The sequence below is a fragment of the Pantoea sp. Ep11b genome (genome assembly GCF_040783975.1).
Taxonomy (GTDB): Bacteria; Pseudomonadota; Gammaproteobacteria; order Enterobacterales; family Enterobacteriaceae; genus Pantoea.
Window position 1 is genome coordinate 303,089 of the sequence record NZ_CP160631.1, and the last position, 24,644, is coordinate 327,732.

At 56.5% G+C, this 24,644-nt stretch carries 26 protein-coding genes; 13 read left to right on the forward strand and 13 right to left on the reverse strand.

Features of this window, described 5'->3' with window-relative positions:
• Positions 1-82 precede the first annotated feature (82 nt).
• Positions 83-850 (forward strand): triose-phosphate isomerase, encoded by a 768-nt coding sequence (gene tpiA / locus AB1748_RS01500; RefSeq protein WP_111140703.1) that lies wholly within the window; start codon positions 83-85, stop codon positions 848-850.
• A gap of 26 nt (positions 851-876) precedes the next feature.
• Here tpiA and AB1748_RS01505 read toward each other — a convergent pair whose 3' ends face one another.
• The 6 genes from AB1748_RS01505 to cpxP form a co-directional block, all read right to left on the reverse strand.
• Positions 877-1,650 (reverse strand): CDP-diacylglycerol diphosphatase, encoded by a 774-nt coding sequence (locus AB1748_RS01505; protein WP_111140704.1) that lies wholly within the window; start codon positions 1,648-1,650, stop codon positions 877-879.
• A 142-nt stretch (positions 1,651-1,792) separates the two neighbouring features.
• Positions 1,793-2,782 carry a sulfate ABC transporter substrate-binding protein gene (locus AB1748_RS01510; RefSeq protein WP_111140705.1) on the reverse strand — a complete coding sequence of 330 codons (990 nt, stop codon included), beginning with the start codon at positions 2,780-2,782 and terminating at the stop codon, positions 1,793-1,795.
• A gap of 143 nt (positions 2,783-2,925) precedes the next feature.
• On the reverse strand, positions 2,926-3,888 hold the full coding sequence (gene pfkA, locus AB1748_RS01515; protein WP_111140706.1) for a 6-phosphofructokinase: 963 nt from the start codon (positions 3,886-3,888) through the stop codon (positions 2,926-2,928).
• Between the two features lie 205 nt (positions 3,889-4,093).
• Positions 4,094-4,996, reverse strand: coding sequence for a CDF family cation-efflux transporter FieF (gene fieF / locus AB1748_RS01520; RefSeq protein WP_111140707.1), 903 nt, complete (start codon positions 4,994-4,996; stop codon positions 4,094-4,096).
• A 242-nt stretch (positions 4,997-5,238) separates the two neighbouring features.
• Positions 5,239-5,394, reverse strand: a complete 156-nt coding sequence (locus AB1748_RS01525; RefSeq protein ID WP_003851267.1) for a general stress protein — start codon at positions 5,392-5,394, stop codon at positions 5,239-5,241.
• A gap of 453 nt (positions 5,395-5,847) precedes the next feature.
• The gene (cpxP, locus tag AB1748_RS01530; RefSeq protein ID WP_367395928.1) at positions 5,848-6,357 is read right to left on the reverse strand and encodes a cell-envelope stress modulator CpxP; all 510 of its coding nucleotides are present in this window, start codon (positions 6,355-6,357) and stop codon (positions 5,848-5,850) included.
• A gap of 148 nt (positions 6,358-6,505) precedes the next feature.
• Between cpxP and cpxR the strand changes: the two genes are divergently transcribed.
• Genes cpxR through trmL form a run of 3 tightly spaced genes read left to right on the forward strand, consistent with a single transcriptional unit; the run spans position 6,506 to position 9,089 of the window.
• Positions 6,506-7,204, forward strand: a complete 699-nt coding sequence (gene cpxR / locus AB1748_RS01535) for an envelope stress response regulator transcription factor CpxR (RefSeq protein WP_111140709.1) — start codon at positions 6,506-6,508, stop codon at positions 7,202-7,204.
• Positions 7,201-8,580, forward strand: coding sequence for an envelope stress sensor histidine kinase CpxA (gene cpxA / locus AB1748_RS01540; protein WP_111140710.1), 1,380 nt, complete (start codon positions 7,201-7,203; stop codon positions 8,578-8,580). The genes cpxR and cpxA overlap by 4 nt, the downstream gene beginning before the upstream one ends.
• Before the next feature lie 35 nt (positions 8,581-8,615).
• Positions 8,616-9,089: a tRNA (uridine(34)/cytosine(34)/5-carboxymethylaminomethyluridine(34)-2'-O)-methyltransferase TrmL gene (gene trmL / locus AB1748_RS01545; RefSeq protein WP_111140711.1), complete on the forward strand. Its 474-nt coding sequence runs from the start codon at positions 8,616-8,618 to the stop codon at positions 9,087-9,089.
• On the opposite strand, the gene cysE is transcribed toward trmL, so the two are convergent.
• The 5 genes from cysE to AB1748_RS01570 all read right to left on the reverse strand — a co-directional run bounded on the left by cysE (position 9,086) and on the right by AB1748_RS01570 (position 12,205).
• The gene (gene cysE / locus AB1748_RS01550; protein ID WP_111140712.1) at positions 9,086-9,907 is read right to left on the reverse strand and encodes a serine O-acetyltransferase; all 822 of its coding nucleotides are present in this window, start codon (positions 9,905-9,907) and stop codon (positions 9,086-9,088) included. The genes trmL and cysE overlap by 4 nt on opposite strands.
• A 67-nt stretch (positions 9,908-9,974) precedes the next feature.
• Complete coding sequence (gpsA, locus tag AB1748_RS01555; RefSeq protein WP_199560018.1) at positions 9,975-10,991, reverse strand: NAD(P)H-dependent glycerol-3-phosphate dehydrogenase; 1,017 nt, start codon at positions 10,989-10,991, stop codon at positions 9,975-9,977.
• On the reverse strand, positions 10,991-11,461 hold the full coding sequence (gene secB / locus AB1748_RS01560; protein ID WP_111140714.1) for a protein-export chaperone SecB: 471 nt from the start codon (positions 11,459-11,461) through the stop codon (positions 10,991-10,993). Before secB ends, gpsA begins: the two co-directional genes overlap by 1 nt.
• Before the next feature lie 38 nt (positions 11,462-11,499).
• Entirely contained in the window at positions 11,500-11,754 is a 255-nt protein-coding gene (gene grxC / locus AB1748_RS01565) for a glutaredoxin 3 (protein ID WP_111140715.1), read from the reverse strand.
• Between the two features lie 19 nt (positions 11,755-11,773).
• Complete coding sequence (locus tag AB1748_RS01570) at positions 11,774-12,205, reverse strand: rhodanese-like domain-containing protein (RefSeq protein WP_111140716.1); 432 nt, start codon at positions 12,203-12,205, stop codon at positions 11,774-11,776.
• Between the two features lie 252 nt (positions 12,206-12,457).
• On the opposite strand from AB1748_RS01570, the gene envC reads away from it, so the two are divergent.
• The 4 genes from envC to AB1748_RS01590 all read left to right on the forward strand — a co-directional run bounded on the left by envC (position 12,458) and on the right by AB1748_RS01590 (position 16,903).
• Complete coding sequence (envC, locus tag AB1748_RS01575; RefSeq protein WP_111140717.1) at positions 12,458-13,759, forward strand: murein hydrolase activator EnvC; 1,302 nt, start codon at positions 12,458-12,460, stop codon at positions 13,757-13,759.
• A gap of 3 nt (positions 13,760-13,762) precedes the next feature.
• The gene (locus AB1748_RS01580) at positions 13,763-14,665 is read left to right on the forward strand and encodes a divergent polysaccharide deacetylase family protein (RefSeq protein ID WP_367395929.1); all 903 of its coding nucleotides are present in this window, start codon (positions 13,763-13,765) and stop codon (positions 14,663-14,665) included.
• A 104-nt stretch (positions 14,666-14,769) separates the two neighbouring features.
• Positions 14,770-15,999, forward strand: a complete 1,230-nt coding sequence (locus AB1748_RS01585) for a glycosyltransferase (protein ID WP_111140719.1) — start codon at positions 14,770-14,772, stop codon at positions 15,997-15,999.
• The gene (locus AB1748_RS01590; protein ID WP_111140720.1) at positions 15,992-16,903 is read left to right on the forward strand and encodes a hypothetical protein; all 912 of its coding nucleotides are present in this window, start codon (positions 15,992-15,994) and stop codon (positions 16,901-16,903) included. Before AB1748_RS01585 ends, AB1748_RS01590 begins: the two co-directional genes overlap by 8 nt.
• Positions 16,904-16,931: 28 nt before the next feature.
• Here the strand turns inward: AB1748_RS01590 and tdh are convergent, their stop codons facing one another.
• On the reverse strand, positions 16,932-17,960 hold the full coding sequence (gene tdh / locus AB1748_RS01595) for an L-threonine 3-dehydrogenase (RefSeq protein ID WP_367395930.1): 1,029 nt from the start codon (positions 17,958-17,960) through the stop codon (positions 16,932-16,934).
• A gap of 10 nt (positions 17,961-17,970) precedes the next feature.
• A complete protein-coding gene (locus AB1748_RS01600; RefSeq protein WP_293770612.1) occupies positions 17,971-19,167 on the reverse strand; it encodes a glycine C-acetyltransferase in 1,197 nt (398 codons plus the stop codon).
• Between the two features lie 230 nt (positions 19,168-19,397).
• Between AB1748_RS01600 and rfaD the strand changes: the two genes are divergently transcribed.
• From rfaD to AB1748_RS01625, 5 genes are read left to right on the forward strand one after another with little or no spacing between them, the layout of a single operon-like run.
• Positions 19,398-20,330, forward strand: a complete 933-nt coding sequence (rfaD, locus tag AB1748_RS01605; protein ID WP_367395931.1) for an ADP-glyceromanno-heptose 6-epimerase — start codon at positions 19,398-19,400, stop codon at positions 20,328-20,330.
• Positions 20,331-20,347: 17 nt separating this feature from the next.
• Positions 20,348-21,403, forward strand: coding sequence for an ADP-heptose--LPS heptosyltransferase RfaF (gene rfaF, locus AB1748_RS01610; protein ID WP_111140724.1), 1,056 nt, complete (start codon positions 20,348-20,350; stop codon positions 21,401-21,403).
• A complete protein-coding gene (gene rfaC, locus AB1748_RS01615; RefSeq protein ID WP_367395932.1) occupies positions 21,391-22,368 on the forward strand; it encodes a lipopolysaccharide heptosyltransferase RfaC in 978 nt (325 codons plus the stop codon). The genes rfaF and rfaC overlap by 13 nt, the downstream gene beginning before the upstream one ends.
• Positions 22,365-23,441: a glycosyltransferase family 9 protein gene (locus tag AB1748_RS01620; RefSeq protein ID WP_293770524.1), complete on the forward strand. Its 1,077-nt coding sequence runs from the start codon at positions 22,365-22,367 to the stop codon at positions 23,439-23,441. Before rfaC ends, AB1748_RS01620 begins: the two co-directional genes overlap by 4 nt.
• A 9-nt stretch (positions 23,442-23,450) precedes the next feature.
• On the forward strand, positions 23,451-24,455 hold the full coding sequence (locus AB1748_RS01625) for a glycosyltransferase family 8 protein (protein WP_367395933.1): 1,005 nt from the start codon (positions 23,451-23,453) through the stop codon (positions 24,453-24,455).
• Positions 24,456-24,644: the final 189 nt, after the last annotated feature.

Genomic DNA, 24,644 nt, shown 5'->3' on the forward strand with positions numbered 1-24,644 from the left:
ACATTTGATCTCTATACTGTCTGGCAGTCAACGCTGCCAGCTGGCAGCGATTTTTCATGTATCGCGTTATGCGGAGGATAGAATGCGACATCCACTGGTTATGGGTAACTGGAAGTTGAATGGCAGCAAGCAGATGACAGCTGAACTGATCGCCGGTCTGCGCAAGGAACTCTCTGGCGTTGAAGGTTGTGGCGTCGCGATTGCACCACCAGCGCTCTATCTCGAGCAGGCAAAACACGCTATCTCCGGCAGCCACATCGCCCTGGGTGCGCAGAATGTGGACGTTAACCTGTCTGGCGCCTTCACCGGTGAAGTCTCCGCAGAGATGCTGAAAGACATCGGTGCGAAATATATCATTATCGGTCACTCAGAACGCCGCACCTACCACAAAGAGAGCGACGAATTCATCGCGAAGAAATTCGCCGTGCTGAAAGCTGCGGGTCTGGTACCGGTGCTGTGCATCGGCGAAACCGAAGCGGAAAACGAAGCGGGTAAAACCGAAGAAGTCTGCGCGCGTCAGCTGGATGCTGTGCTGGAATCCCAGGGCGCAGAAGCCTTTAAAGATGCGGTCATCGCGTATGAGCCGGTCTGGGCTATCGGCACCGGCAAATCTGCCACCCCAGCGCAGGCACAGGCTGTCCACAAATTCATTCGTGATCATATCGCGAAGAAAGATGCGGCCATCGCAGAGCAGGTCATCATTCAGTATGGCGGCTCAGTGAACGACAAAAATGCGGCTGAGCTCTTCACCCAGCCTGACATCGATGGTGCGCTGGTTGGCGGTGCGTCACTGAAAGCGGACGCTTTCGCTGTCATCGTAAAAGCGGCAGCGGCGGCCAAAAACGCCTGAGTCTGAGGCGCTGAAGCAGAGGCGGCTCAGGCCGCCTTTTTTGTCGGCGCAATCAGCTGACAGCTGTGGTCCTGTAACTCCTCCGCCGATCCCCTGTTCAGCAGCAGCCAGTTCTGCTCAATCGTCATCAGCACCAGTCGCCCATCCCGTAATTCCGCCAGAGCCAGCCCATATTTTCCCATCTCTGCCCGCGCGGCAGGTTGTTCGTCTGCCAGCCGGATAAACGCACTCTGCTGCGCCAGCGCCTCCGGCGTCAGGGTACGCAGCCAGTAGCGGTGACTGCGCAGCGTGACGCGCTGCCACTGATCGCTGCGCGGCGGTGTCAGCCGGTCGAGCTGCTGACGCACATCGGCCCGCAGGCAGGAGAGATGAATGTGCAGCTGATTCTGCGTGCGCCCATAGTGGGCATTAATCGCCAGTGAGAGCACCCGGTCATCGACAGGCGAACCGTGACGCTGCGCCAGCAGGGAGCGTTCATGCCAGGCAAGGGCAAAATAATTGGGCGTGCCGGGATGGAGTAAGGTCGGGCTTTCGATGCCGCTGATCCTGTTGGTCGGGATCAGCAGATACTGCAGCGGCCCGTTGCGGTCTTTCAGCATCGCATAGTGCTGGCTGAGATCGACGCGCTGACAGGGTGCGGGATCGCCATGACGCTGCTGACCGGGCAGACATTGTTCGCTGACAATCTGCCACAGCGCATCGCTGTTCTTTTTGAAATGCATGGCAGCCGCCAGCATTCCCGCAATGACCAGCACCAGCAGACCGGCAGCCAGACGGGCTGCACGACGTTTTATCGGCATGATGACGCTTCCTGAATGGCTAAGCAGCCTGCATCCTCGCCTGGCAGGAAAAGAATGTCACGGGGTATTCGAATCAGAAGGGATCATCGGGGCGAAGAGGAAAGATCAGCGGTCAGCGCCAATCGGCGCTGACCACCAGAGATCAGGGTTTCATGACCTTGTCGTAGCTGCCGCCATCGGCAAAGTGCGCTTTCTGTGCCTGCGCCCAGCCGCCAAACTTATCCTGAACGGTAAACAGCTTCACCGGCGCAAAGGTGCTGGAGAATTTCTTCGCGATTTCAGCATCACGCGGGCGATAGTAGTTCTGTGCTGCAATCGTCTGACCTTCCGGCGAGTAGAGATACTTCAGGTAGGCATCGGCGACTTTGCGCGTCTCTTTTTCGTCCACCACTTTATCGACCACTGACACCGTCGGTTCCGCCAGAATGGATTCGCTCGGGGTGACAATCTCAAACTTATCTTTGCCCAGCTTATTCACCGCCAGGTAGGCTTCATTTTCCCAGGCGATCAGCACATCACCAATCCCGCGCTCCACGAAGGTATTAGTTGCGCCGCGTGCCCCGGAATCCTGCACCTCAACGTTTTTAAACAGCGCTCTGACGTACGCCAGGGCTTTTGCCTGATCGCCATTGTTGTGGTCCAGCGCCCAGCCCCAGGCTGCCAGGTAGTTCCAGCGTGCACCGCCGGAGGTTTTCGGGTTGGGGGTAATCACGGAGACGCCGGGTTTCGTCAGGTCGCTCCAGTCATGGATCCCTTTCGGGTTCCCTTTACGCACCAGGAAGACAATGGTCGAGGTATAAGGCGCAGAGTTGTCCGGCAGACGCTGTTGCCAGTTTTTATCGATACGTCCCCGCTCGGCAATGGCATCGACATCCGATTGCAACGCCAGCGTGACCACATCGGCACGAATGCCGTTGATGACGGAGGTCGCCTGCTTACCGGAGCCGCCATGTGACTGACGTACGACAACATTATCGCCGGTTTCCTGTTTATAGTGCGCACTGAACGCTTTGTTGTACTGTTCGTACAGCTCACGCGTTGGGTCGTAGGAAACGTTTAACAGCTGAATGTCTTTCGCCAGAACGCTGGTCGAGGCCAGCAACAGGGTAACGCCAATACTCCACTTGTTCATTACGCACTCTCCCAATGTCGTTATGGGCTAAGCGTGACATAAACCAATTGAGAGATTAAAGAATTAAAAATAAGCGGTTATAACTGCGAGGAATATAGAGCCAGACTGCCGGAGCGTGCTGTGCAGCACGCTCCGCCGTATGATCAGTAGAGTTTTTTCGCGGTGTCGAGCCAGTCACGCTTGAACGGACGCTTCATGTTTTCAATCGCGTCAATGATGTCGTGATGGACCATCTTCTCGTTCTGAATACCGACGCAGCGGCCGCCATAACCCTGCATCAGCAGTTCAATGGAGTAGGCACCCATCCGCGACGCCAGAATGCGGTCATAGGCGCAGGGCGCACCGCCACGCTGAATGTGACCCAGTACGGTCGAACGGGTTTCACGTTTGGTTTCTGTTTCGATGTAACGCGCCAGATCGTCGATATCGCAGATGTGCTCGGTAATCGCCACGATGGCATGTTTCTTCCCTTTGGCGATGCCCGCTTTGATCTCCGCCACCAGCTCTTCGCGGGTGTAGGGGAACTCTGGCAGCACGATGAACTCACAGCCACCGGCAATCGCTGCCGCCAGCGTCAGATCGCCACAGTAGCGGCCCATCACTTCAACGATAGAGATGCGCTGGTGCGAAGAAGAGGTATCACGCAGGCGGTCAATCGCTTCCACCACCGTTTCCAGCGCAGTGAAGTAACCGATGGTGTAATCTGTTCCGGCAACGTCGTTATCGATGGTGCCGGGCAGACCGATGCAGGGGAAGCCCATCTCAGTCAGTCGCTTGGCACCCATATAGGAACCATCACCGCCAATCACCACCAGCGCATCGATGCCGCGCTTTTTCATGTTCTCAATGGCGACCTGACGGATATCTTCGTTACGGAACTCAGGAAAACGCGCCGAGCCCAGGAACGTGCCGCCGCGATTGATCATGTCAGAGACGCTGTAGCGATCGAGGTTGATCATGCGATCTTCGTACAGTCCCAGATAGCCGTCATAGATCCCAAAAACTTCCAGTCCTTCACTCAGCGCGGAACGTACCACTCCGCGAATAGCTGCGTTCATGCCTGGGGCGTCACCGCCGCTGGTTAATACACCAATTTTCTTGATCATGACAACCTCTGGATTGTTCAAACTAAGGGTTAATCCTGCCTGTCGATCGCGGCAGACGGCCATTTATGACTCGCGCGACATGTGATGGCAGATAGTATATCAAAGGCTTGCTGCTGAATTGATTCAGGTCAGACAACTTTTCACTAATTTTTGCAGCAATGTTAACGCCAGGTCATACCTTGCGTATCAAATTGATTCAGTTGGGTTAAAAACCGGCAGAATCCTGTTTCTCGAACGGTACCACAGAACAGGGATCCTGATGGATAATTACGTCCGATCCGGGAAATTCTTTACGTAGCGCCTTCTCAACCTGATCGGCAACCCGATGCGCCTGTACCAGCGGCAGCTGATCCTCCAGCTCCAGATGAAGCTGAATAAATTTAGTCGGCCCGGACTGACGGGTGCGCAAATCGTGAACGCCCTGCACCTGCGGCCAGGTGGTGGCGAGGGTCAGGATCTGCTGCCGCTCCTCTTCCGGCAACGCGCGGTCCAGCAGCGACTGCACCGCCTCGTAGCCCATACGCAGCGCGCTGTAGAGAATAAACAGGCCAATCCCCAGCGCGAACAGGGCGTCTGCGCGCGCAAAGCCATAGCTGCTCAGCACCAGCGCAATCAGAATGGCACCGTTCATGATGACGTCCGACTGGTAGTGCAGCATATCGGCCCGGATTGCCTGACTGCGGGTTTTGCGTACCACCCAGCGCTGAAAGGCGACCAGGATCAGCGTCGAACTCAGTGCCACCACGGTCACCGCAATCCCGACGTCCGGTGCGCGCAGCACATTGGGGGAGGCCAGATGCTGCAGGCCGGTCAGAAACAGGAACAGGGCCGAACCGGAAATAAACATACTCTGGGCCAGCGCGGCCAGTGACTCCGCTTTGCCATGGCCGAAGGTATGATCTTCATCAGCCGGCTGCAGGGCATAGCGTACGACCAGCAGATTAGTGAGCGAGGCGGCGATATCGACCAACGAGTCCACCAGAGAGGCCAGCAGACTCACCGATCCGGTGTACCACCAGGCAAAGATTTTCACGAGTAACAACACAGAAGCAAGAATGGTAGCGGCAAGCGCAGCGCGCTTTACCAGTCGGCCATAAGAGGGTTGCATGCCAGTTTTCCTGTAGCGCATCGATGACGATGCGCACTCAGATGAAAGAGTGGCTGCAGTTTAACACCGGGAAGCGGAGCGTGCTCAGCAGGTCGCTCAGCCGGTCAGTTTCTTTTGACAGTGACAGGGTTTGAAAGGGAGAAAAAAACAAGCCCCGACCTCACAGAGGACGGGGCAGAGTGTCATACACATCAGGATCAGGCCATGCTCAGAGGCAGGCCCGCCCTAAGGAAGAGAGGCGATTACTTCTTGCCGCCTTTTTTCCCGGCTTCTGATGCTTTTTCACGATCGTTTTTAAAATTTCCGCCGCCGCTGTTCTGGCCGCCTTTTTTACCGGCTTCAGACGCTTTTTGCGGATTATCTGCGAAATTACCTGAACCACCACGATGCTCTGCCATAACTTACTCCGTTAATAGATTCATTCAGGACTACATAATGTGGTTGCTGCTCCCTGAGACTTCGCAAAGACACTGCATTTCCCTGCAGTGACAGAACTAAGTGTAGAGGGTGCGCCTGAACCGGCAAGCGTAACGCGGGATAAGCAACCCATTGATTAGTTGAATGAAAATCAAGAGGCGGGTCAGTAACTTATTGTCTTTCAGCAGGTTAGCCGGTTTCATCCGTCTGAAAAACCTACCGGTACGCTTAACGCGAAAGAGTGGCCCGTAAAGTCATAAATCGGCAGGACTGGCAAACAAACGTTAAACAGGCGCTAATAAAAAGCGGCTTTTGTTACAGAGTGATGATTCCTGTCAAAATAAAAAAAGTGAAAAAAAGATAAAAAAAACCCCCACCATCATGGCGGGGGAAGACAGGGATGTGTCTATGGCAAGGAAAACAGGGATACTATGTTACTGGTTACTGCTGGTACGACTCACTGCCTGCAGCGATGACGCTGGCTGCAATTTCGAAATATGGCGCAGCTCGTTAAGCCGCTGCTGATAATTCTGCTGAACCCTGGCCTGCTGGGCCGGCGTCAGCAGCTGAAACATCTGATTCTGTACGCGGGCCAGCTCAACCTGCTGTTTAACCTGAACACGGGCGATAACTTCCGCCTTTTCGCGGATGGCCGCTTCGTTAAACTGGTCTGCAGTGACTAATTCATGCAGTGCTGCAATATCGTCAATGTGAACGACCGGGCGCTCATGCCGGGCCTGTTGCATCAGGTCACGCATCTGCTGACGCTGCTCTTCCGTCAACTCGATGCCATCGAACATGTGGCTTTGCGGATTTTGCGTCATACTGCCTGTCGGCAATCCGCCATGATGCATTTCGTCAATCGTCGTCGCCTCCCGGGCACCTGCGCTGGCACCACTCAGCGCCACCGCTGAGGCAAGGACGACGGCGGTTAATGTGCGCATCGTGTACTCCAGTTCGTTCCGTTTTGCGATTCAACGAGAGCCAGTGTACGGCGACAGCTGCAAACATCCGTCAGGGGGTGTAAAACTACGTAAAGCGATGGATAGGTGCGCCAGGAACACGGTATTTTGCCTGCGGAGGGCTACAAAAATGAATAAAATCCTGTTGGTAGATGACGACCGCGAATTAACTTCGCTTTTAAAAGAATTGTTAGAAATGGAAGGGTTTGAAGTGGTGGTCGCCAGCGATGGCGAACAGGCACTGAACCTGCTCGATAACTCTATTGATCTGCTTTTACTGGATGTCATGATGCCGAAGAAAAACGGTATCGACACCCTGAAAGAACTGCGTCAGCAACATCAGACCCCCGTCATCATGCTAACCGCGCGCGGCAGCGAGCTGGATCGCGTACTGGGCCTCGAACTGGGTGCAGATGACTATCTGCCTAAACCCTTTAACGATCGCGAACTGGTGGCGCGTATCCGCGCTATTCTGCGCCGCTCGAACTGGAGTGAGCAGCAGCAGCAGCACGACAACAGCTCTCCTACGCTGGAAGTCGACTGCCTGCGCCTCAATCCGGGTCGCCAGGAGGCCAGCTTTAACGATGTGACGCTGGAGCTTACCGGTACGGAGTTCACCCTGCTCTACCTGCTGGCACAGCATCTGGGCCAGGTGGTATCGCGTGAGCACCTGAGTCAGGAAGTGCTGGGCAAGCGCCTGACCCCTTTTGACCGCGCCATCGATATGCACATCTCCAATCTGCGTCGCAAACTGCCTGAGCGTCACGATGGTCATCCCTGGTTTAAAACCTTGCGGGGCCGCGGCTATCTGATGGTTTCAGCGTCATGATAGGAAGTCTGACCACCCGTATCTTCGCCATCTTCTGGTTAACCCTGGCGCTGGTGCTGATGCTGGTGCTCATGGTGCCCAAGCTCGATTCACGACAGATGACCTCGCTGCTGGAGAGTGAACAGCGGCAGGGCATCATGATCGAGCAGCATGTCGAAGCTGAGCTGTCGCAGGATCCCCCTAACGATCTGATGTGGTGGCGTCGTCTGTTTCGGGCCGTGGAAAAGTGGGCACCGCCAGGTCAGCGGCTGCTGTTAGTGACCAGCGAAGGTCGGGTGATCGGTGCGCAGCATAATGAAATGCAGGTGATCCGTAACTTTATCGGCCAGTCTGACAATGCCGATCATCCGCAGAAAAAGAAGTATGGCCGTGTTGAGCTGGTAGGGCCTTTCGCCGTCCGGGATGGCGAAGATAACTACCAGCTTTATATGATCCGCCCGGCCAACAGTTCTCAGCTCGATTTCGTCAATCTGCTGTTTGACCGTCCCCTTCTGCTGCTGATCGTTACCATGCTGATCAGCTCGCCGCTGCTGCTGTGGCTCGCCTGGAGCCTGGCGCGTCCGGCACGTAAGTTAAAATATGCGGCCGATGAGGTGGCCAGCGGGAATCTGCGCCAGCATCCAGAGCTGGAGTCGGGGCCTCAGGAGTTTCTGGCTGCGGGGTCGAGCTTTAACCAGATGGTGAGCGCGCTGGAGCGGATGATGACCGGTCAGCAACGGCTGTTATCCGACATCAGCCATGAACTTCGTACCCCGCTGACCCGCCTGCAGCTGGCGACCGCACTGCTGCGCCGGCGTCAGGGCGAAAGTAAAGAGCTGGGCCGCATCGAAATGGAAGCGCAGCGTCTCGATGGCATGATCAACGACCTGCTGGTGCTGTCGCGCACCCAGCATAAAAATGCGCTGGTCAGCGAGGCGATGAAGGCGAATCAGCTGTGGAATGGGGTGCTGGAAGATGCGCGCTTTGAAGCTGAGCAGATGGGTAAGAAGATGGATATCCCCTATCCGCCTGGCCCGTGGCCGCTTTATGGCAACCCGCATGCGCTGGAGAGTGCGCTGGAAAATATCGTGCGCAACGCGCTGCGTTATTCCCACTCGCACATCAGCGTCAGCTTCTCGGTCGATATTTCCGGCATCACGGTGCATGTGGATGATGACGGTCCTGGCGTCAGCCCGGAAGATCGTGAACAGATTTTCCGTCCCTTCTACCGGACCGATGAAGCGCGCGACCGCGAGTCAGGCGGCACCGGTCTCGGCCTGGCGATCGTCGACACGGCCGTACAGCAGCATCGGGGCTGGGTAAAAGCCGATGACAGCCCGCTGGGCGGCCTGCGTCTCACCCTCTGGCTGCCGCTCTACTCCTCCGGCCGCCAATAATTTGCTAAGCTTCGGCCCCTGTCATCGGGGGCCTTATGCTTAACATTGTCTTGTTTGAACCAGAAATTCCGCCGAATACCGGCAATATCATTCGTCTTTGCGCCAATACGGGCTTTCAGCTTCATCTGATCCAGCCGCTTGGCTTTGCGTGGGATGATAAACGCCTGCGCCGTGCGGGACTGGATTACCACGAATTTACCGCAATTAAATTTCACGCTGACTATCCGGCGTTTATCGCCTCCGAGTCACCGAAACGCCTGTTTGCGCTGACGACCAAAGGGACGCCTGCACACAGCGCTGTCGCGTATCAGGCGGGAGATTATCTGCTGTTCGGACCGGAGAGCCGCGGGCTTCCGGCGGCGATCCTGGCGGCGTTACCGGCAGAGCAGAAAATCCGGATCCCGATGAGAGCCGAAAGCCGCAGTATGAACCTGTCGAACGCCGTTTCGGTGGTGGTTTATGAAGCGTGGCGCCAGCTGGATTATGCGGGCGCGCTGATTAAAGACTAGATGCCGTCGCCAAACTGAAAACCCGCCAGGCTGCCGTTGAAGTGCTGATCCATATCCATCGACGGCTTGTCGCTGCCGGGCTTGCCGACGATGCGTGCGGGCACGCCTGCTGCCGTGGTGTGCGGCGGTACAGGCTGTAGCACCACCGAACCGGCACCGATTTTTGCTCCTTTACCCACTTCAATATTCCCCAGAACTTTTGCACCGGCACCAATCATCACCCCCTCACGGATCTTCGGATGACGGTCGCCACTGGTTTTGCCGGTTCCGCCCAGCGTCACCGATTGCAGGATCGAAACGTCGTTCTCCACCACGGCCGTTTCACCAATGACGATGCCGGTGGCATGGTCGAGCATGATGCCATGACCAATGCTGGCCGCCGGATGGATATCAACGGCAAAGGAGACAGAGATTTCATTCTGCAGATAGACCGCCAGGGCGCGGCGGCCTTCATTCCACAGCCAGTGACCAATGCGGTAGGCCTGCAGGGCGTGAAAACCTTTGAGATAGAGCAGAGGCGTAGAGTATTTATCCACCGCCGGGTCGCGCTGACGCACGGCCTGAATATCGTATGCTGCAGACAGGATCATTGATGGATCTTCGCGGTAAGCCTCTTCGACGATCTCACGAATAGCGATGGCGGGCATTATCGGATTCGCCAGCTTATTGGCCAGCATATAACTCAGTGCACTGCCGAGATTTTCATGCTTAAGCAATGTCGCGTGAAAGAAGCTGGCCAGCATCGGCTCACAATCAGCCAGGGCGCGTGCTTCTGCTTTGATATTATTCCAGACCAGTTCTAACTCATCAGACGACATTGCTGTTTTCTCCCGATAAAAAAAGCGCCTGAATGGCGCTGCAGGTGATGATGCTACGCGTCCTGCGTTAGCCTGTGCTGTTTTCGTCCTTCCTTGTTCGTCCCAGCAGGCTCAATGCTGCATCTCTCGCCGGTTTTTCGCAATACAGTACCTGATAAATCTGCTCAGTAATCGGCATTTCCACGCCCATACGCGCAGCCAACGCTTTGACTTCTTTCGTGTTTCTGTAGCCTTCTACAACTTGTCCGATAATGCGTTGTGCGCTATCGACATCCTCACCCTGGCCCAGCATCATGCCAAAACGACGGTTGCGCGACTGGTTATCGGTGCAGGTCAGCACCAGATCGCCCAGGCCCGCCATCCCCATAAAGGTGGTGGGATCGGCACCTAACGCAGCGCCCAGACGGCTCATTTCGGCCAGCCCACGGGTGATCAGTGCGGTACGCGCATTCGCGCCAAATCCAATCCCGTCGGACATCCCGGCGCCAATGGCAATCACGTTTTTTACCGCGCCGCCCAGCTGTACGCCGATGAAGTCGGGATTATTGTAGACGCGGAAACTTTTTCCGCAGTGCAGCTTCTGCTGCAGGTCGTCGGCAAACTGCGCATCTGTTGCCGCCAGCGCAATCGCGGTAGGCAGGCCAGCAGCCAGCTCTCTGGCAAAGGTGGGGCCAGAGATCACAGCCAGCGGGATGGCATCGCCCACAATGTCGCGTGCCACATCCTGCAGCAGTCGTCCGGTCTCTTTTTCCAGCCCCTTGGTCGCCCAGACGATACGGGAGTCTGGTCGCAGATGCGGCTTGATCTGCTGCAGCACATCGCCAAACACATGACTTGGCACCACGATCAACAGGTCGCGGCTGGCGGCAATGGCGCGGGTCAGGTCAGGTTCAGGGGAGAGATTGTCGGGGAAAGGAACATCGGGCAAAAAGGCCGTGTTGCAGCGGTCTGTCTGGAGTTGCGCAAGGTGCGAAGGATTATGTCCCCACAACTGTACCGGATTGCCGTTACGGGCCAGCGTAATCGCCAGAGCGGTGCCGTAGGAGCCGGCACCGATGACGCTAATCGAAGCGTGTGTGGTCATCAGGCATCCTGATGGTGTTCAGCACCTTCTTCACCTTGCTGCTGCTGCAGGTAGTTCATGAACAGCGCATCAAAGTTAACCGGTGCCAGGTTCAGCTGCGGGAAGGTACCTCGTGATACCAGGCTGGTAATACATTCGCGGGCATACGGGAACAGGATGTTCGGGCAGTAAGCGCCCAGGCAATGTGCCATCTGCGTTCCTTCAATACCGCTGATGGTGAAAATACCCGCCTGCTGTACTTCACACAGGAAAGCGGTCTCTTCGCCCACGTTAGCGGTTACAGTCACACGAAGGACGACTTCGTACACTTCGTCAGCCAGCTGAGAAGATGCAGTGTCCAGATCCAGTTTAACGTCCGGTTCCCACTCTTTCTGGAAAACCTGCGGGGCATTAGGCGCTTCAAAAGAGATATCTTTGGTGAAGACGCGCTGAATCTGGAATTGCATTTCGTTGGTGTTATGTTCTGACATGTGACCAAATCCTATGTATGAGATTATCCGGCGTAAAATTACGCCTGCAGTAGGGGATCTAAACCTTCGCGATTATCGAGCGCGAATAAGTCGTCGCAGCCGCCGATGTGCTGCGCATCAATAAAAATCTGAGGTACGGTGGTACGGCCGCTACGCTTAATCATCTCTTCGCGTTTCGCCATGTCGCCATCGATAGGGATCTCCTGAAACGCGACGCCTTTTTGCGTCAGCAGCGCCTTCGCCCGATGGCAGTAAGGACAGGTGGCCTTGGTATACATTTCAACGTTTGCCATGCTCAGCACCTCTGTAGGATTATTTGCCGCGAACCAGTGGCAGGTTTTCGCCGCTCCAGCCGCTGATACCATCTTTCAGCACTGAAACCTGGGTGAAGCCTGCCGCGCTCAGGTGGGCAGCAGGATCGGCAGCGCTCTGTCCGGTTGCACACACCACAATTATGGGCTGTGCTTTGTGCTTTTCCAGTTCGCCCAGGTTGCCTTTTTTAATCTCAGCGGCAGCAATGTTCTGCGCGCCTGAAATATGCCCTCTGCGGAAATCGTCACGCGAACGCACGTCTACCACTACCGCGTCCTCTTTGTTAATCAGGCGGGTGGCTTCACCGCGGCTGATCGTTTTTACTTTAGAGAACATCCCTTTAACGGTAGTGACAATCACCATAACGAGTAAAACGACCCATGCGAGACTCAGGATGGGGTGATTGCTTGCAAACTGCATAATTTCTTGCATGAGGGGTAACGACTCCAGACCGGGCTAATAAGCTAAAACAAGGGTTCTGAGTATACCTGCGCCACTTCGCATGTACAGATGCTATGCGGCCAGAGTATCGATTTGTGCTCCATTTTCCAAAAAAAGTGGCTGAATAGCAAAAATGGCGTAAGGCTTAATCCATGTCGTTGTGAATGTGGACATAACCGGAAAAGCAAATGCCCGTGGGGAGCACTGGTAAGCGGCGGTTCATCGTGGAATAATCATTGGCCTATGAAGGGAAAAACAACCGTTTCGCACACAAGGACCCGTTCCAACGGCGATAACCTGCCGTTGTTCAGCCACCTGTCCAGCCTCTCCCTTAGCCTGCTTTGTGCGGGCGCACTGTTATTGCCTGCCGCAGCCCAAAGTGCGGAAGACAGCAAATCTCAGCTGCAATCCATCCAGCAAAACATTGCTGAGAAAGAGAAAAGCGTTAAAGCGCAGAAGGTGCAGCGCAGTAAACTGCTGGATCAGCTTCAGAGCCAGGAAAAAATCATCGCGCAGGCGAGTCGCCAGTTGCGTGACACCCGCAACAGCCTCTCCGCCCTGAATGACGAAATAAAGCAGCTTACCGCCTCTATTGCCCGCCTTGAGAAACAGCAAAGCCAGCAGGAAAACCTGCTGTCTGAGCAGCTTGATGCGGCTTTCCGTCAGGGCCAGCACAGCGGCGTGCAGCTTTTGCTGGGTGGCGAAGAGAGCCAGCGCAGCGAGCGCATTCTGGCTTATTTCGGCTATCTGAACGCGGCCCGTCAGAAAAGTATCGAATCGCTGCAAAAGACGCGTCAGGATTTAGATCAGCAACGCGCCGCGCTGGAGCAGAAGCAACAGCAGCAGAAAACCCTACTCGCCCAGCAGCAGAGTCAGCAACAGAAGCTGCAGCAGGCGAGCGACGCCCGTAAAAAGACCCTGACGTCGCTGGAAAGCGCGCTGGAAAAAGATCAGGCCGATCTGGTCGAGATGCGGCAGAACGAAAGCCGCCTGCAGGACAAGATCGCGCGGGCGGAACGCGAGGCACGCGAACGTGCCGCCCGTGAAGCGCGTGAGGCGGAAAAAGTACGTCAGCGTCAGGCGCAGGCGAAAGCCAAAGGCTCCAGTTATCAGCCGACCCAGAGCGAACGCGAACTGGTGGCCCGCACCGGTGGACTGGGTCGCGCAGGCGGACAGGCGATGTGGCCTGTACGCGGTCGCATCGAACATCGCTTTGGCGAACAGCTGCAGGGTGAATTACGCTGGAAAGGTCTGGTGATCGATGCGCGCGAAGGCACCGAGGTCAGGGCGATTGCCGACGGTCGTGTGCTGATGGCTGACTGGCTGCAGGGCTACGGTCTGGTCGTGGTGCTGGAGCACGGTAAAGGCGATATGAGTCTCTATGGCTACAACCAGAGTGCGCTGGTGAGCGTGGGTACGCAGGTGAAGGCAGGACAGCCTATCGCACTGGTGGGCACCAGTGGTGGCCGCGGTACCCCGTCGCTCTATTTTGAAATCCGACGTCAGGGACAGGCCGTCAATCCACTGCCGTGGTTAGGAAAATAGGTTTTGCTGCAACGTCGAAAGATCTCCCTTCTGTTAAGTGCCCTGCTGTTCAGCTTCGCTGCGCAGGCGGGTAAACTGGCCATTGTCATCGATGATTTCGGCTATCGCCCTGCCGAAGAGAACAAAGTCCTGCAGATGCCGCAGGCCATTTCGGTGGCCGTGTTGCCCAACGCGCCTCATGCCCATGAGATGGCGACCCGCGCGCATCAGGGAGGGCATGAGGTCCTGATCCATCTGCCGATGGCGCCCCTGAGCAAACAGCCGCTGGAAAAAGATACGCTGATGCCGGAGATGAGCAGCGACGAGGTGGCCCGCATCATGCGTAATGCGGTGAACAACGTGCCTTATGCGGTCGGTCTGAACAACCATATGGGCAGCAGGATGACATCAAGCCTGTCCGGTATGCAGAAGGTGATGCAGGCGCTGAACCACTACAACCTCTACTTTCTGGACAGCATGACCATTGCCAACAGCCAGGCCGTGCCGGCGGCTCAGGGCACCCAGGTCAGCGTGTTAAAACGCCGGGTCTTTCTTGATGACAGCCAGGACAGCAATGCCATCCGCCAGCAGTTCAGCCGGGCGGTGAAGCTGGCGCAGCGCGACGGATACGCCATTGCCATTGGGCATCCTCACCCTGCCACCGTGCGGGTCCTGCAGCAGATGCTGCCCACCCTGCCAGCCGATATTACGCTGGTTCGCCCCAGCCAGCTGCTGAACGAGCCGCTTCACAGCGCGTCCCGGACACCGGTGGCACTGGCCAAACCGGCGACACCTCGCTTCCAGCCTGCGGCGCTGTGTAAGCCGAAGCAGCCGCTGGCCCCAGTTCCGGCGACCCGCGCTCTGGCGGTCATCGGTGAGAGCCTGAACACCAGTCCGCTGTTTAAAACGCTGAAAAACCTGTTCTGAATGTACTATGAATGCTAAGTCTCAGGCTTAGCGTTCAATTATGCGCAGAAATTACTATAATCCTGGGTCGGGCAATAACGGGCTGTGCGGGAACAGTGATAGGGATGACGATTACTAAACAAAAAATCCTGCTGCTGGACAACGGCAGAGAGTGGGGCGGCGGCACCAACAGTATGCTGGAGCTGCTGAAACGTATCGATCGTCAGAAATTTGATATCACCTGCTGTTTTTATCATAACTACAGCCGTGGCAACGATGAAACCATTGAGGCCACCCTCAATGCACTGGCTATTCCGGTCTTTTTTATTCCGCAAATCAGACAGCCGCGCTGGGCAAAGTTTGTGAAAGAAGCCGCGCGTGCGCTGCTGTTTTTCAATAAAAAACTCAAAAAGCGCGCCATCGATGAGATCGATACGCGCTGGCGGGTCATTCCCAACGCCAGCAAGATCCATTCCCTGCTGCAGCTGGGGAAGTTTGACACCCTCTATATGAATAACCAGCCCAGCACCAATATAGAGGGCTACCTGGCGGCGCGCAGCCTGGACGTCGCGGTAGTGCAGCACTGCCGTATCGATCCGGTCCTGGAGCCACGGCTGGTCAGTATGGTGAATCAGAATTGTCAGGCGGTGATCGCCGTCTCGCAGGGCGTCAGTAAGACCCTGCGCAGCCACGGTGTTGATGCTGAACGCTGTTTCACCGTCAGTAATGCTATCGATATCCACCAGCCTCTGCCTGATCGCCTTGAGGTACGCCAGCGTTTTAAGCTATCCCCGTCGACGTTTGTCTTTGGCTCGATCGGCTCTCTGATATTACGTAAATCTAACCACCATATTCTGCAGGCGCTGGGCCGCTTTAAACGTGCTAATCCTCAGGCCGACTGGAAAATGGTGATCGTCGGGGCGGGTCCGGAACTGCAGCATCTGCTGCAACTGGCAACCGCCGAGAATATTCAGCATCACGTGGTCTTTACGGGCTTCCAGAACAATGCGCTGGATTACCTGACCGCCTTTGATACCTTTATTCTTGCCTCGCGCAGCGAGGGCTTACCGCGGGTGGTGCTGGAAGCGATGCTGGTAAATACCGCCGTCGTCGGCTCCCGGGTCGTCGGCACTGCCGAATTGATCAGTCATGACGAAACCGGGTTGCTGTTTGATTATGGCAACGTGGTGCAGCTGACCCAGCAGCTTACTGCGCTGTGGGAAGATGCGCATTTGCGTCAGCGCCTGATCAATGCGGCAGCAAAACGTGTCCGTGAACAGTACGCCATTGAAACCTATATCAGCGGTGTCGAGAATATCTTACAGAGCGTCACCAGAAAGAAACCTCATGCTTAACTTTTTGAATCCCCGATACCGTCACATCAGAGCGCGCCATAATCTGCCCTATTCGCATAAAGAGGTGCAGGGTTCGGTGCCGGTCACCTCTGTGGTGATCCCCTGTACCGGCGCGGACTATATCGAAGAAGCGCGGCTCAGCACCGATTTTGCGGCACGCTTTGCCACTCAGGTAAAAGAGATTGTAATTGTCAGCGATCAGCCCGCTCATGCCTTTGGCAGCCTGCCGGCGAAAACCCGCGTGGCAACGCTGGATGTGCCACATCGGGAAGCCTCCTATCGCTACAAGCAGATCTACCGCAGCCGTTTGATTAAGCTGCAGGCTCCCCTGCAGGCTGAGGGCGACGGCATTCTGATGATCGATTCCGACCTCAATCTGCTTAAAATGCCAGAGATCATGATGAAGCCGGGCCATCTCTACTCCAGCTTCCGTCAGGGAAAGATGATTGCCAAGCTGGCTGAAGCGCCCCAGGAGGCGATTCCCGCCTACTATCCGCACAGCGTCCGGCCTTATCTGGTGGATCACGTTAACGGAGCTTACCTGGCGGCCACCCGCGACGTCTGGCAGCGCATTTCACCGCTGTGGCTGACGCTATTTAATGATACCTGGAATTTGATGAACGACAGCCAGCCGCCGACCGATCAGCTGCCGCTCGCGGTGTTGCTGGACATGCTGGATATTAAAACCGTCAATCTGGGAGAATGGGCCAACTGGCCGGTCTCGAAAAAAATTGGCGGCCAGTCGGCGGTGATCCCCTCTGAAGTGGTAGGCGCGCATGGCGGATTCCCGTTGTCAGAGTGGCAGAAATACCTTGCCGATCCGCAGCAGCCGCTGAACTTCAAAGGCCAGGATTATACGCGCAAAGTGCGCTACCTGACCGACGAAGAGAAGAAGCGAAGCTGAGCAGGCGGCCGTCCCGGCGGCCGCTGCGTTAATCCCAGTTCAGTATCACTTTTCCCGAGCGCCCTGAGCGCATCTCATCAAAGCCCTGCTGGAAATCGTCGATGCCGAAACGATGGGTAATGATCGGGGTTAAATCGAGGCCGGACTGGATCAGCGCCGCCATTTTGTACCAGGTTTCAAACATCTCCCGGCCATAAATCCCTTTGATAAAGAGACCCTTGAAGATCACCTGATTCCAGTCGATCGCCATTTCACCCGGTGGAATGCCGAGCAGGGCAATCCGTCCGCCGTGATTCATCACCTCCAGCAGTGCGCGGAAAGCGGGCGGCGCGCCGGACATCTCCAGCCCGACATCAAAGCCTTCGGTCATGCCCAGCGCGTGCATCACATCACGGAGATCTTCATGCGCGACATTAACCGCGCGGGTGACCCCCATTTTTCGCGCCAGATCCAGACGATATTCGTTGATATCCGTGATCACCACGTTGCGTGCGCCAACGTGGCGACAGATAGCGGCGGCCATGATCCCGATCGGCCCTGCGCCGGAGATCAGCACATCCTCACCAACCAGATCGAAGGAGAGTGCGGTATGCACCGCGTTGCCAAAGGGGTCAAAAATAGCCGCCAGCTCGTCGGAAATGTTGTCGGGAATTTTAAACGCGTTAAACGCCGGGATGACCAGATATTCCGCAAAGCAGCCCTGGCGGTTTACCCCGACCCCCACACTGTTCCGACACAGGTGCGTGCGTCCGGCACGGCAGTTGCGGCAATGCCCACAGGTGATATGCCCCTCGCCCGAGACCCGATCGCCAATGGTGAAGCCTTTCACCTCCTGCCCGATAGCAACCACCTCACCCACATATTCATGGCCGACAATCATGGGCACCGGAATGGTTTTACGCGACCAGTCATCCCAGTTGTAGATATGTATATCGGTTCCACAGATAGCGGTTTTACGGATTTTAATCAGCAGATCGTTATGCCCCGGCTCAGGCACTGGCGCATCGTCCACCATCCAGATGCCCGGTTTCTTCTTCAGTTTGGCGAGTGCTTTCATAACCGACTCCTCAGGCGATGACGCCAAGTTGTTTGCCGATGCGGGTAAAGGCGGTTACCGCACGCTCCAGCTGTTGCTGAGTGTGCGCCGCCGAGATTTGGGTGCGAATACGAGCCTGCCCCTTCGGCACCACCGGATAGAAGAAACCGGTCACGTAGATGCCTTCCTGTTGCAGCAGGCGGGCAAACGCCTGGGCGACACGCGCTTCCCCGAGCATCACCGGGATAATCGCGTGATCGGCACCGGCCAGGGTAAAGCCTGCTGCCGTCATCTGCTCGCGAAAGAAGCGGGCGTTATCCCACAGACGCTGGCGCAGCCCGTCGCCTTCGCTGAGCAGATCCAGCACCCGCAGCGAGGCGGCAACGATGGCTGGCGCGAGGGAATTGGAGAACAGATAGGGACGGGAGCGCTGGCGCAGCCACTCCACCACTTCGGCTTTCGCGGCGGTGTAGCCGCCGGATGCGCCGCCCAGCGCTTTACCCAGCGTTCCGGTAATAATGTCGACCCGGCCCATTACGTCACAATATTCATGGGTGCCGCGTCCACTGTTCCCGACAAAGCCCACCGCATGGGAATCATCCACCATAACCAGCGCAGAGAACTCATCGGCCAGATCGCAGATTGCAGGCAGATTGGCGATCACCCCATCCATAGAGAAGACGCCATCGGTGGCGATCAGAATATGCCGCGCGCCGTTGTCACGCGCCGTCTGAAGCGCCGTGCGCAGCCCGTCCATGTCGTTGTTGGCATAACGGTAACGCTGCGCTTTGCACAGCCGGACGCCGTCGATGATAGAGGCGTGATTCAGCGCGTCAGAGATCACTGCATCCTGCGCATCCAGCAGCGTTTCAAACAGGCCACCATTGGCGTCAAAGCAGGAGGAGTAGAGAATCGCATCCTCCATCCCGAGAAACTCCGCCAGCCGCTTCTCCAGCGCCTTATGGTTGTCCTGAGTGCCGCAGATAAAGCGCACCGAGGCCATGCCAAACCCATGCGAATCCATTCCCTCTTTTGCCGCCTGAATCAGCGCCGGATGGTTTGCCAGCCCTAAGTAGTTATTGGCGCAGAAGTTAATCACTGCCGGGTCGTCGCCAACCGCAATCGCCGTCTGCTGGGCAGAGGTGATGATCCGCTCCTGTTTAAACAGTCCTTCCTGACGTGCGTCATCAAGCTGCTGACGAAGTTGTTGGTAAAATTGCGCAGGCATCATTGCTCTCCTCAGATGGCAAAAATCTGGCATATCTTACTGAACAGGCCGCATCTTCACGACAAATCGCCCAACAGAATGTCATTTTTGCAGCATAGTTCACGCCGCGAGGAGAGACGGACAAAGCGTTAAAGAGTCATCTGGCTGTCTGCACTCGGATGAAATGTTATGATGTGAGGTATTCGTGCGTGAAACCTCCTGTTTCACCCTACAACATTGAAGGTAATAACATGATTATCGTAACTGGCGGCGCGGGCATGATTGGCAGCAACATCGTCAAAGCGCTGAACAAACGCGGTCACACCGATATTCTGGTGGTGGATAATCTGAAGGATGGCACCAAATTTGCCAATTTAGTCGACCTCGACATCGTCGATTACATGGACAAAGAAGAGTTTCTGATCAGCGTGATTGCGGGTGACGACTTAGGCCCGATCGAAGCGGTATTCCACGAGGGTGCCTGCTCCGCCACCACCGAGTGGGATGGCAAGTACATGATGGAGAATAACTATCAGTACTCCAAAGAGCTGCTGCACTTCTGCCTTGAACGCGAGATCCCCTTCCTCTACGCCTCCTCCGCGGCCACCTACGGCGGACGCAACGACCATTTCATCGAAGAGCGCCAGTATGAGCAGCCGCTGAATGTTTACGGCTACTCCAAAATGCTGTTCGACCACTATGTCCGCCAGATGCTGCCGGAGGCGAACTCGCCGGTGTGCGGCTTCCGCTACTTCAACGTCTATGGCCCGCGTGAAGGTCATAAAGGCAGCATGGCAAGCGTAGCCTTCCATCTGAACACGCAGATCAGCAACGGTGAGAATCCAAAACTGTTTGAAGGCAGCGATGGCTTTAAGCGCGACTTCATCCACGTTGACGATGTGGCCGAAGTCAACCTGTGGTGCTGGGAGAATAATATTTCCGGCATCTACAACTGCGGCACTGGCCGCGCCGAGTCCTTCCAGGAAGTGGCTGACGCGGTGCTGAATTTCCATCAGAAAGGTCAGATCGAATACATCCCGTTCCCGGAAAAACTCAAAGGCCGTTATCAGGCTTATACCCAGGCCGATCTCACAAAACTGCGTGCCGCCGGCTACGACAAGCCGTTTAAAACGGTGGCGCAGGGCGTCGCTGAATATATGGTCTGGCTGAATCGCAACGCATAAAGGAAGCTGCTCCGGCGATGAAAATTCTGGTAATCGGCCCGTCGTGGGTCGGCGATATGATGATGTCGCAAAGTCTCTATCGCACCCTCAAAGCCGAACATCCCGATGCGGTGATTGACGTGATGGCACCGGCCTGGTGCCGTCCATTACTGTCACGCATGCCGGAGGTGAATCAGGCGCTGGCGATGCCACTCGGGCATGGCGCGCTGGAAATCGGCGAACGTCGCCGGCTGGGAAAAGTGCTGCGCGCCAGCCATTACGACCGGGCCTATGTCCTGCCTAACTCCTTCAAATCGGCGCTGGTGCCCTTTTTTGCCGGCATCAGACGGCGTGTGGGCTGGCGTGGCGAGATGCGTTACGGCCTGCTGAACGATTTGCGGGTGCTGGACAAAGCGGCTTTTCCGCTGATGGTTGAGCGCTATGTTGCGCTGGGCTACGACACCCCCGTTGCCTCGGCGGCGCAGCTGCCACAGCCGCTGCTGTGGCCCAGACTGCAGGTCGATGAGCAGGAGATGCGTGAAACGGCCGCCCAGTTCCGGCTTACCGCGACCCGCCCGATCATCGGTTTTTGCCCCGGTGCTGAATTTGGCCCGGCCAAACGCTGGCCACACTATCACTACGCCTCGCTGGCCCGTCAGCTGATTGCAGAAGGCTTCCAGATCGTGCTGTTTGGATCCGCCAAAGATCGTCCGACCGGCGAAGAGATTATCGCGGCGCTGCCTGAAGAGGCGCGCGGACACTGCCGGAATCTGGCGGGTGAAACCCAACTGGAGCAGGCGGTGATCCTGCTGGCGCAGTGTCGTGCCGTGGTCAGTAACGACTCCGGCCTGATGCACATTGCCGCCGCGCTGGACCGCCCGCTGGTGGCGCTCTATGGACCCAGCAGCCCGGACTTTACGCCGCCGCTGGCGCGTCAGGCGCGCATTATCCGCCTGATCACCGGCTACCACAAAGTGCGCAAAGGCGATGCTGAACAGGGTTATCATCAGAGCCTGATCGATATTCAGCCAGAGCGCGTCCACCAGACATTGCGTGAGCTGCTCGCGCCTCAGGAGGTGCCATGCACGTCCTGATCGTAAAAACGTCGTCGATGGGCGATGTGCTGCACTCCCTTCCGGCTCTCACCGATGCGATGCTTGCCATTCCCGGCATCCGTTTTGACTGGGTGGTGGAAGAGAATTTTGCTCAGATCCCTGGCTGGCATCCCGCGGTCGACAGGGTGTTGCCAGTCGCCATCCGGCGCTGGCGTAAACACTGGTTTGGCAGCCAGCAGCGTGAAGAGCGCGTGCTGTTTAAGCGTGCGTTACAGTCACGCCAGTACGATATCGTGATTGATGCGCAGGGGCTGATTAAAAGCGCCGCGCTGGTGACGCGCTTAGCCAAAGGGGTGAAGCATGGACAGGACAGCCGCAGCGCGCGTGAGCCGTTTGCCAGCTGGTGGTTTGACGTCCGCCATGAGGTGAGCAAGCAGCAGCACGCGGTAGAGCGGACGCGCGAACTGTTTGCCAAAAGCCTCGGTTATGAAAAGCCGCAGCATCAGGGCGACTATGCGATCGCCGGGCACTTCCTGCATCATCTGCCCGCCGACGCGCACCATTATCTGGTCTTTCTGCATGCCACGACGCGCGACAATAAGCACTGGCCGGAATCACACTGGCGGCAGCTGATTGCCCTGATGCAGCCCAGTGGACTGCGGGTGAAACTGCCGTGGGGTGCCGAGCATGAGCATCAGCGTGCGCTGCGTCTGGCGGAAGGGTTTGCGCATGTGGAGGTGTTGCCAAAACTGACGCTGGAAGCGGTCGCCCGACAGCTGGCGGGTGCCCGGGCGGTGGTGTCCGTCGATACCGGTCTGAGCCATCTGACCGCGGCGCTGGATCGTCCCAATCTCACACTGTATGGCCCGACCGATCCCGGACTGATTGGCGGTTACGGGCAGAATCAGCAGGCACTGAGTGCTCCGAATCATCATCTGGCGGAGCTGACGGCTGACACGGTGGCAGAGAGACTGCAGGCCGTTATTACGGAAAACACACCATGAACTATGTGCTGATCTATCTGTTGCTGCTGCCTTTCCGGGCGCTGATGCGGCTCTTTTACCGCCCGACCGGACGCAGCTTAATTATCCAGACGGCGAAGATTGGGGACTTTATTAATATCACCCCGATGCTGCGCGCGCTGGGTCAGTCTGAGCTGCTGATCAGCAAAGCGGTGGAGCCGCTGGCACGTCACGACGACACGGTCAGCCGCTATTTTCTGATCGAAGAGGCGAAGCGCAGCTTTTTGGCCAAACTGAAGCTGGCGTTCACCCTGATGAACCGCTATGACAACGTCTATCTGGTACAGCCAAACAGCGTGAACCTGTTTTTTGCGGCATTATGCAATGCGCCCAACCGGCAGTTTCTGCGCACTTACGTGCGCAAATCCTACCACTCAACCTTCTATCGCCGGGCCAGCGGCATTGTCGAACATACGAAAACGGACTTAACGCTCGACAGTTACCTGAAGCTCATCAACCGCGACTATCGCCACACCGATTTCCCCAAGCATGCGACCTCGCCGCTCTGGCAGCCGCCTGCGCCGCCTGCCGCGTTGCTGAACCCGCGCAGCGGCATTAAAATCGGCATCAGCATCTCTGCCGGTAACCGGGCTAAAACCATTCCGGCCACCGTCTGGCAGCAGCTGATGGCCTCGCTGTCTGACCTGCCCTGCACCTTTTATGTCTTTGGCCCGCCCGCTGAACAGCCCTGGCTGGATGAGTTACTGAGCCTGACCGGGCCGAAAGAGAATATTGTCAGCCTGATTGGTGAGCTAAAGCTGGAAGAGGTTCCGTGGGCCATCGCGCAGATGGATTTCTACATCTCCTCAGACTCTGGCAATGCCTATATCGCCGACGCGCAGCAGGTTCCGGTGATCATGCTTTACGGGCCGTGTGAAATCAGAGAACAGCGTCCGGTTAACAACGTGTTATTTATCGGACCCGATAATATTGCTGCCTCGACGTTCGTTTTTGCTACGCGTTTTAAGTTTGATCAGCCCGCTGAAAAATTATTCGGGTTGGATGACGATAAACTGACTAGAATACAAACGTTTATTACTCATAATCTGGAATAGTGAAGCGTAATGGCCATTACCCCTCTTGCTGACGCCGTTCAGCAAAGTCAGCTGCTGGTGAACACGCTCGCTGACATGGATGATAATCCGGTCCATGTTGCGTTTGGCATCAACCATGCCTACGCGCGTGGTCTGGGCATTACGCTGTTTTCACTTCTTTGCCATCATCCCGATACCGCTTTCCACGCCCACATTTTTTCCGATTCGCTGCGTGAAGAGGATGTGGAAAAGCTGCGTACGCTGGCGACCGGTCATCGGCTGGCAATTACGCTGCATATCTTCAACAGCGCCTGGGTTGATCAACTGCCTGCGGTGGGACGCTACCCCAAAAGTATTCACTACCGCTTCCTGATCCCTGAAACCGTGGCGCGCTACAGCGATCGGGTGATCTACCTCGACGCCGACACCCTGGTCGTCGGGGATTACTCGCCCCTGTTTACGCTGGATATCACGGACTACACGCTGGCGGCCTGCAATGACACGCCGCGGGCGCGGCAGAACCAGTGCGCGCGGCTGGGGCTGACGCACCATCACTATTTCAATTCCGGCTTTATGCTGATCAATATTCCACGCTGGCTCGACAGGCAGACCACGGCGCGCATTACTGACGTGCTGGTGACCCGCGGCGCCGGGTTTGGTTTCCCCGACCAGGATGCGCTGAATATTGTGCTGGAGGAGGAGATCCTGATCCTGCCGGATCGTTACAACCATATTTATGACATCATTGCCAACAAAGTCTGGGACCACTCCGGCGTACCCGACGACACCGTGATGATTCACTACACCGGCAAATGCAAACCCTGGCACGCCTGGGGGGGCAGCGATCTCTCCCGTCTTTACTACCGTTATTACCAGCGTTCGCCATGGGCCACGCAGCCGCTTGATGCGCCAAAGCATTACAAAGAGATCAAGCGCTTTGCCCGCATAAAGTGGCATCAGAAAGAGTACGCTGAAAGCATGAGCTGGATGATGAAATATGTCAGGCTGAAGTTTTTTAATCCGCGCCAGCCGTAGTGAGCCCCGGCGTGCAGGCGCGAAAGGAGGCCGGTTCTGTCAGCTATCACGCCTGCGAGCCCGACACAGAGATCGCTGGCTGATGCGTCCGCGCCTGCATCAGCCGGATGCGTAAAAAAAACGCACATAACACACTCCAGAGGTCGTGCGTGGCTTTTTAGTAAAGCAGGCTGGTCAGCCCGTTCTATA

Coding starts and splice junctions, on each gene's coding strand:
- tpiA (WP_111140703.1), top strand. CDS start 83: ATGCGACATCCACTGGTTATGGGTAACTGGAAGTTGAATGGCAGCAAG.
- AB1748_RS01505 (WP_111140704.1), bottom strand. CDS start 1,650: ATGCCGATAAAACGTCGTGCAGCCCGTCTGGCTGCCGGTCTGCTGGTG.
- AB1748_RS01510 (WP_111140705.1), bottom strand. CDS start 2,782: ATGAACAAGTGGAGTATTGGCGTTACCCTGTTGCTGGCCTCGACCAGC.
- pfkA (WP_111140706.1), bottom strand. CDS start 3,888: ATGATCAAGAAAATTGGTGTATTAACCAGCGGCGGTGACGCCCCAGGC.
- fieF (WP_111140707.1), bottom strand. CDS start 4,996: ATGCAACCCTCTTATGGCCGACTGGTAAAGCGCGCTGCGCTTGCCGCT.
- AB1748_RS01525 (WP_003851267.1), bottom strand. CDS start 5,394: ATGGCAGAGCATCGTGGTGGTTCAGGTAATTTCGCAGATAATCCGCAA.
- cpxP (WP_367395928.1), bottom strand. CDS start 6,357: ATGCGCACATTAACCGCCGTCGTCCTTGCCTCAGCGGTGGCGCTGAGT.
- cpxR (WP_111140709.1), top strand. CDS start 6,506: ATGAATAAAATCCTGTTGGTAGATGACGACCGCGAATTAACTTCGCTT.
- cpxA (WP_111140710.1), top strand. CDS start 7,201: ATGATAGGAAGTCTGACCACCCGTATCTTCGCCATCTTCTGGTTAACC.
- trmL (WP_111140711.1), top strand. CDS start 8,616: ATGCTTAACATTGTCTTGTTTGAACCAGAAATTCCGCCGAATACCGGC.
- cysE (WP_111140712.1), bottom strand. CDS start 9,907: ATGTCGTCTGATGAGTTAGAACTGGTCTGGAATAATATCAAAGCAGAA.
- gpsA (WP_199560018.1), bottom strand. CDS start 10,991: ATGACCACACACGCTTCGATTAGCGTCATCGGTGCCGGCTCCTACGGC.
- secB (WP_111140714.1), bottom strand. CDS start 11,461: ATGTCAGAACATAACACCAACGAAATGCAATTCCAGATTCAGCGCGTC.
- grxC (WP_111140715.1), bottom strand. CDS start 11,754: ATGGCAAACGTTGAAATGTATACCAAGGCCACCTGTCCTTACTGCCAT.
- AB1748_RS01570 (WP_111140716.1), bottom strand. CDS start 12,205: ATGCAAGAAATTATGCAGTTTGCAAGCAATCACCCCATCCTGAGTCTC.
- envC (WP_111140717.1), top strand. CDS start 12,458: ATGAAGGGAAAAACAACCGTTTCGCACACAAGGACCCGTTCCAACGGC.
- AB1748_RS01585 (WP_111140719.1), top strand. CDS start 14,770: ATGACGATTACTAAACAAAAAATCCTGCTGCTGGACAACGGCAGAGAG.
- AB1748_RS01590 (WP_111140720.1), top strand. CDS start 15,992: ATGCTTAACTTTTTGAATCCCCGATACCGTCACATCAGAGCGCGCCAT.
- tdh (WP_367395930.1), bottom strand. CDS start 17,960: ATGAAAGCACTCGCCAAACTGAAGAAGAAACCGGGCATCTGGATGGTG.
- AB1748_RS01600 (WP_293770612.1), bottom strand. CDS start 19,167: ATGCCTGCGCAATTTTACCAACAACTTCGTCAGCAGCTTGATGACGCA.
- rfaD (WP_367395931.1), top strand. CDS start 19,398: ATGATTATCGTAACTGGCGGCGCGGGCATGATTGGCAGCAACATCGTC.
- rfaF (WP_111140724.1), top strand. CDS start 20,348: ATGAAAATTCTGGTAATCGGCCCGTCGTGGGTCGGCGATATGATGATG.
- rfaC (WP_367395932.1), top strand. CDS start 21,391: ATGCACGTCCTGATCGTAAAAACGTCGTCGATGGGCGATGTGCTGCAC.
- AB1748_RS01620 (WP_293770524.1), top strand. CDS start 22,365: ATGAACTATGTGCTGATCTATCTGTTGCTGCTGCCTTTCCGGGCGCTG.
- AB1748_RS01625 (WP_367395933.1), top strand. CDS start 23,451: ATGGCCATTACCCCTCTTGCTGACGCCGTTCAGCAAAGTCAGCTGCTG.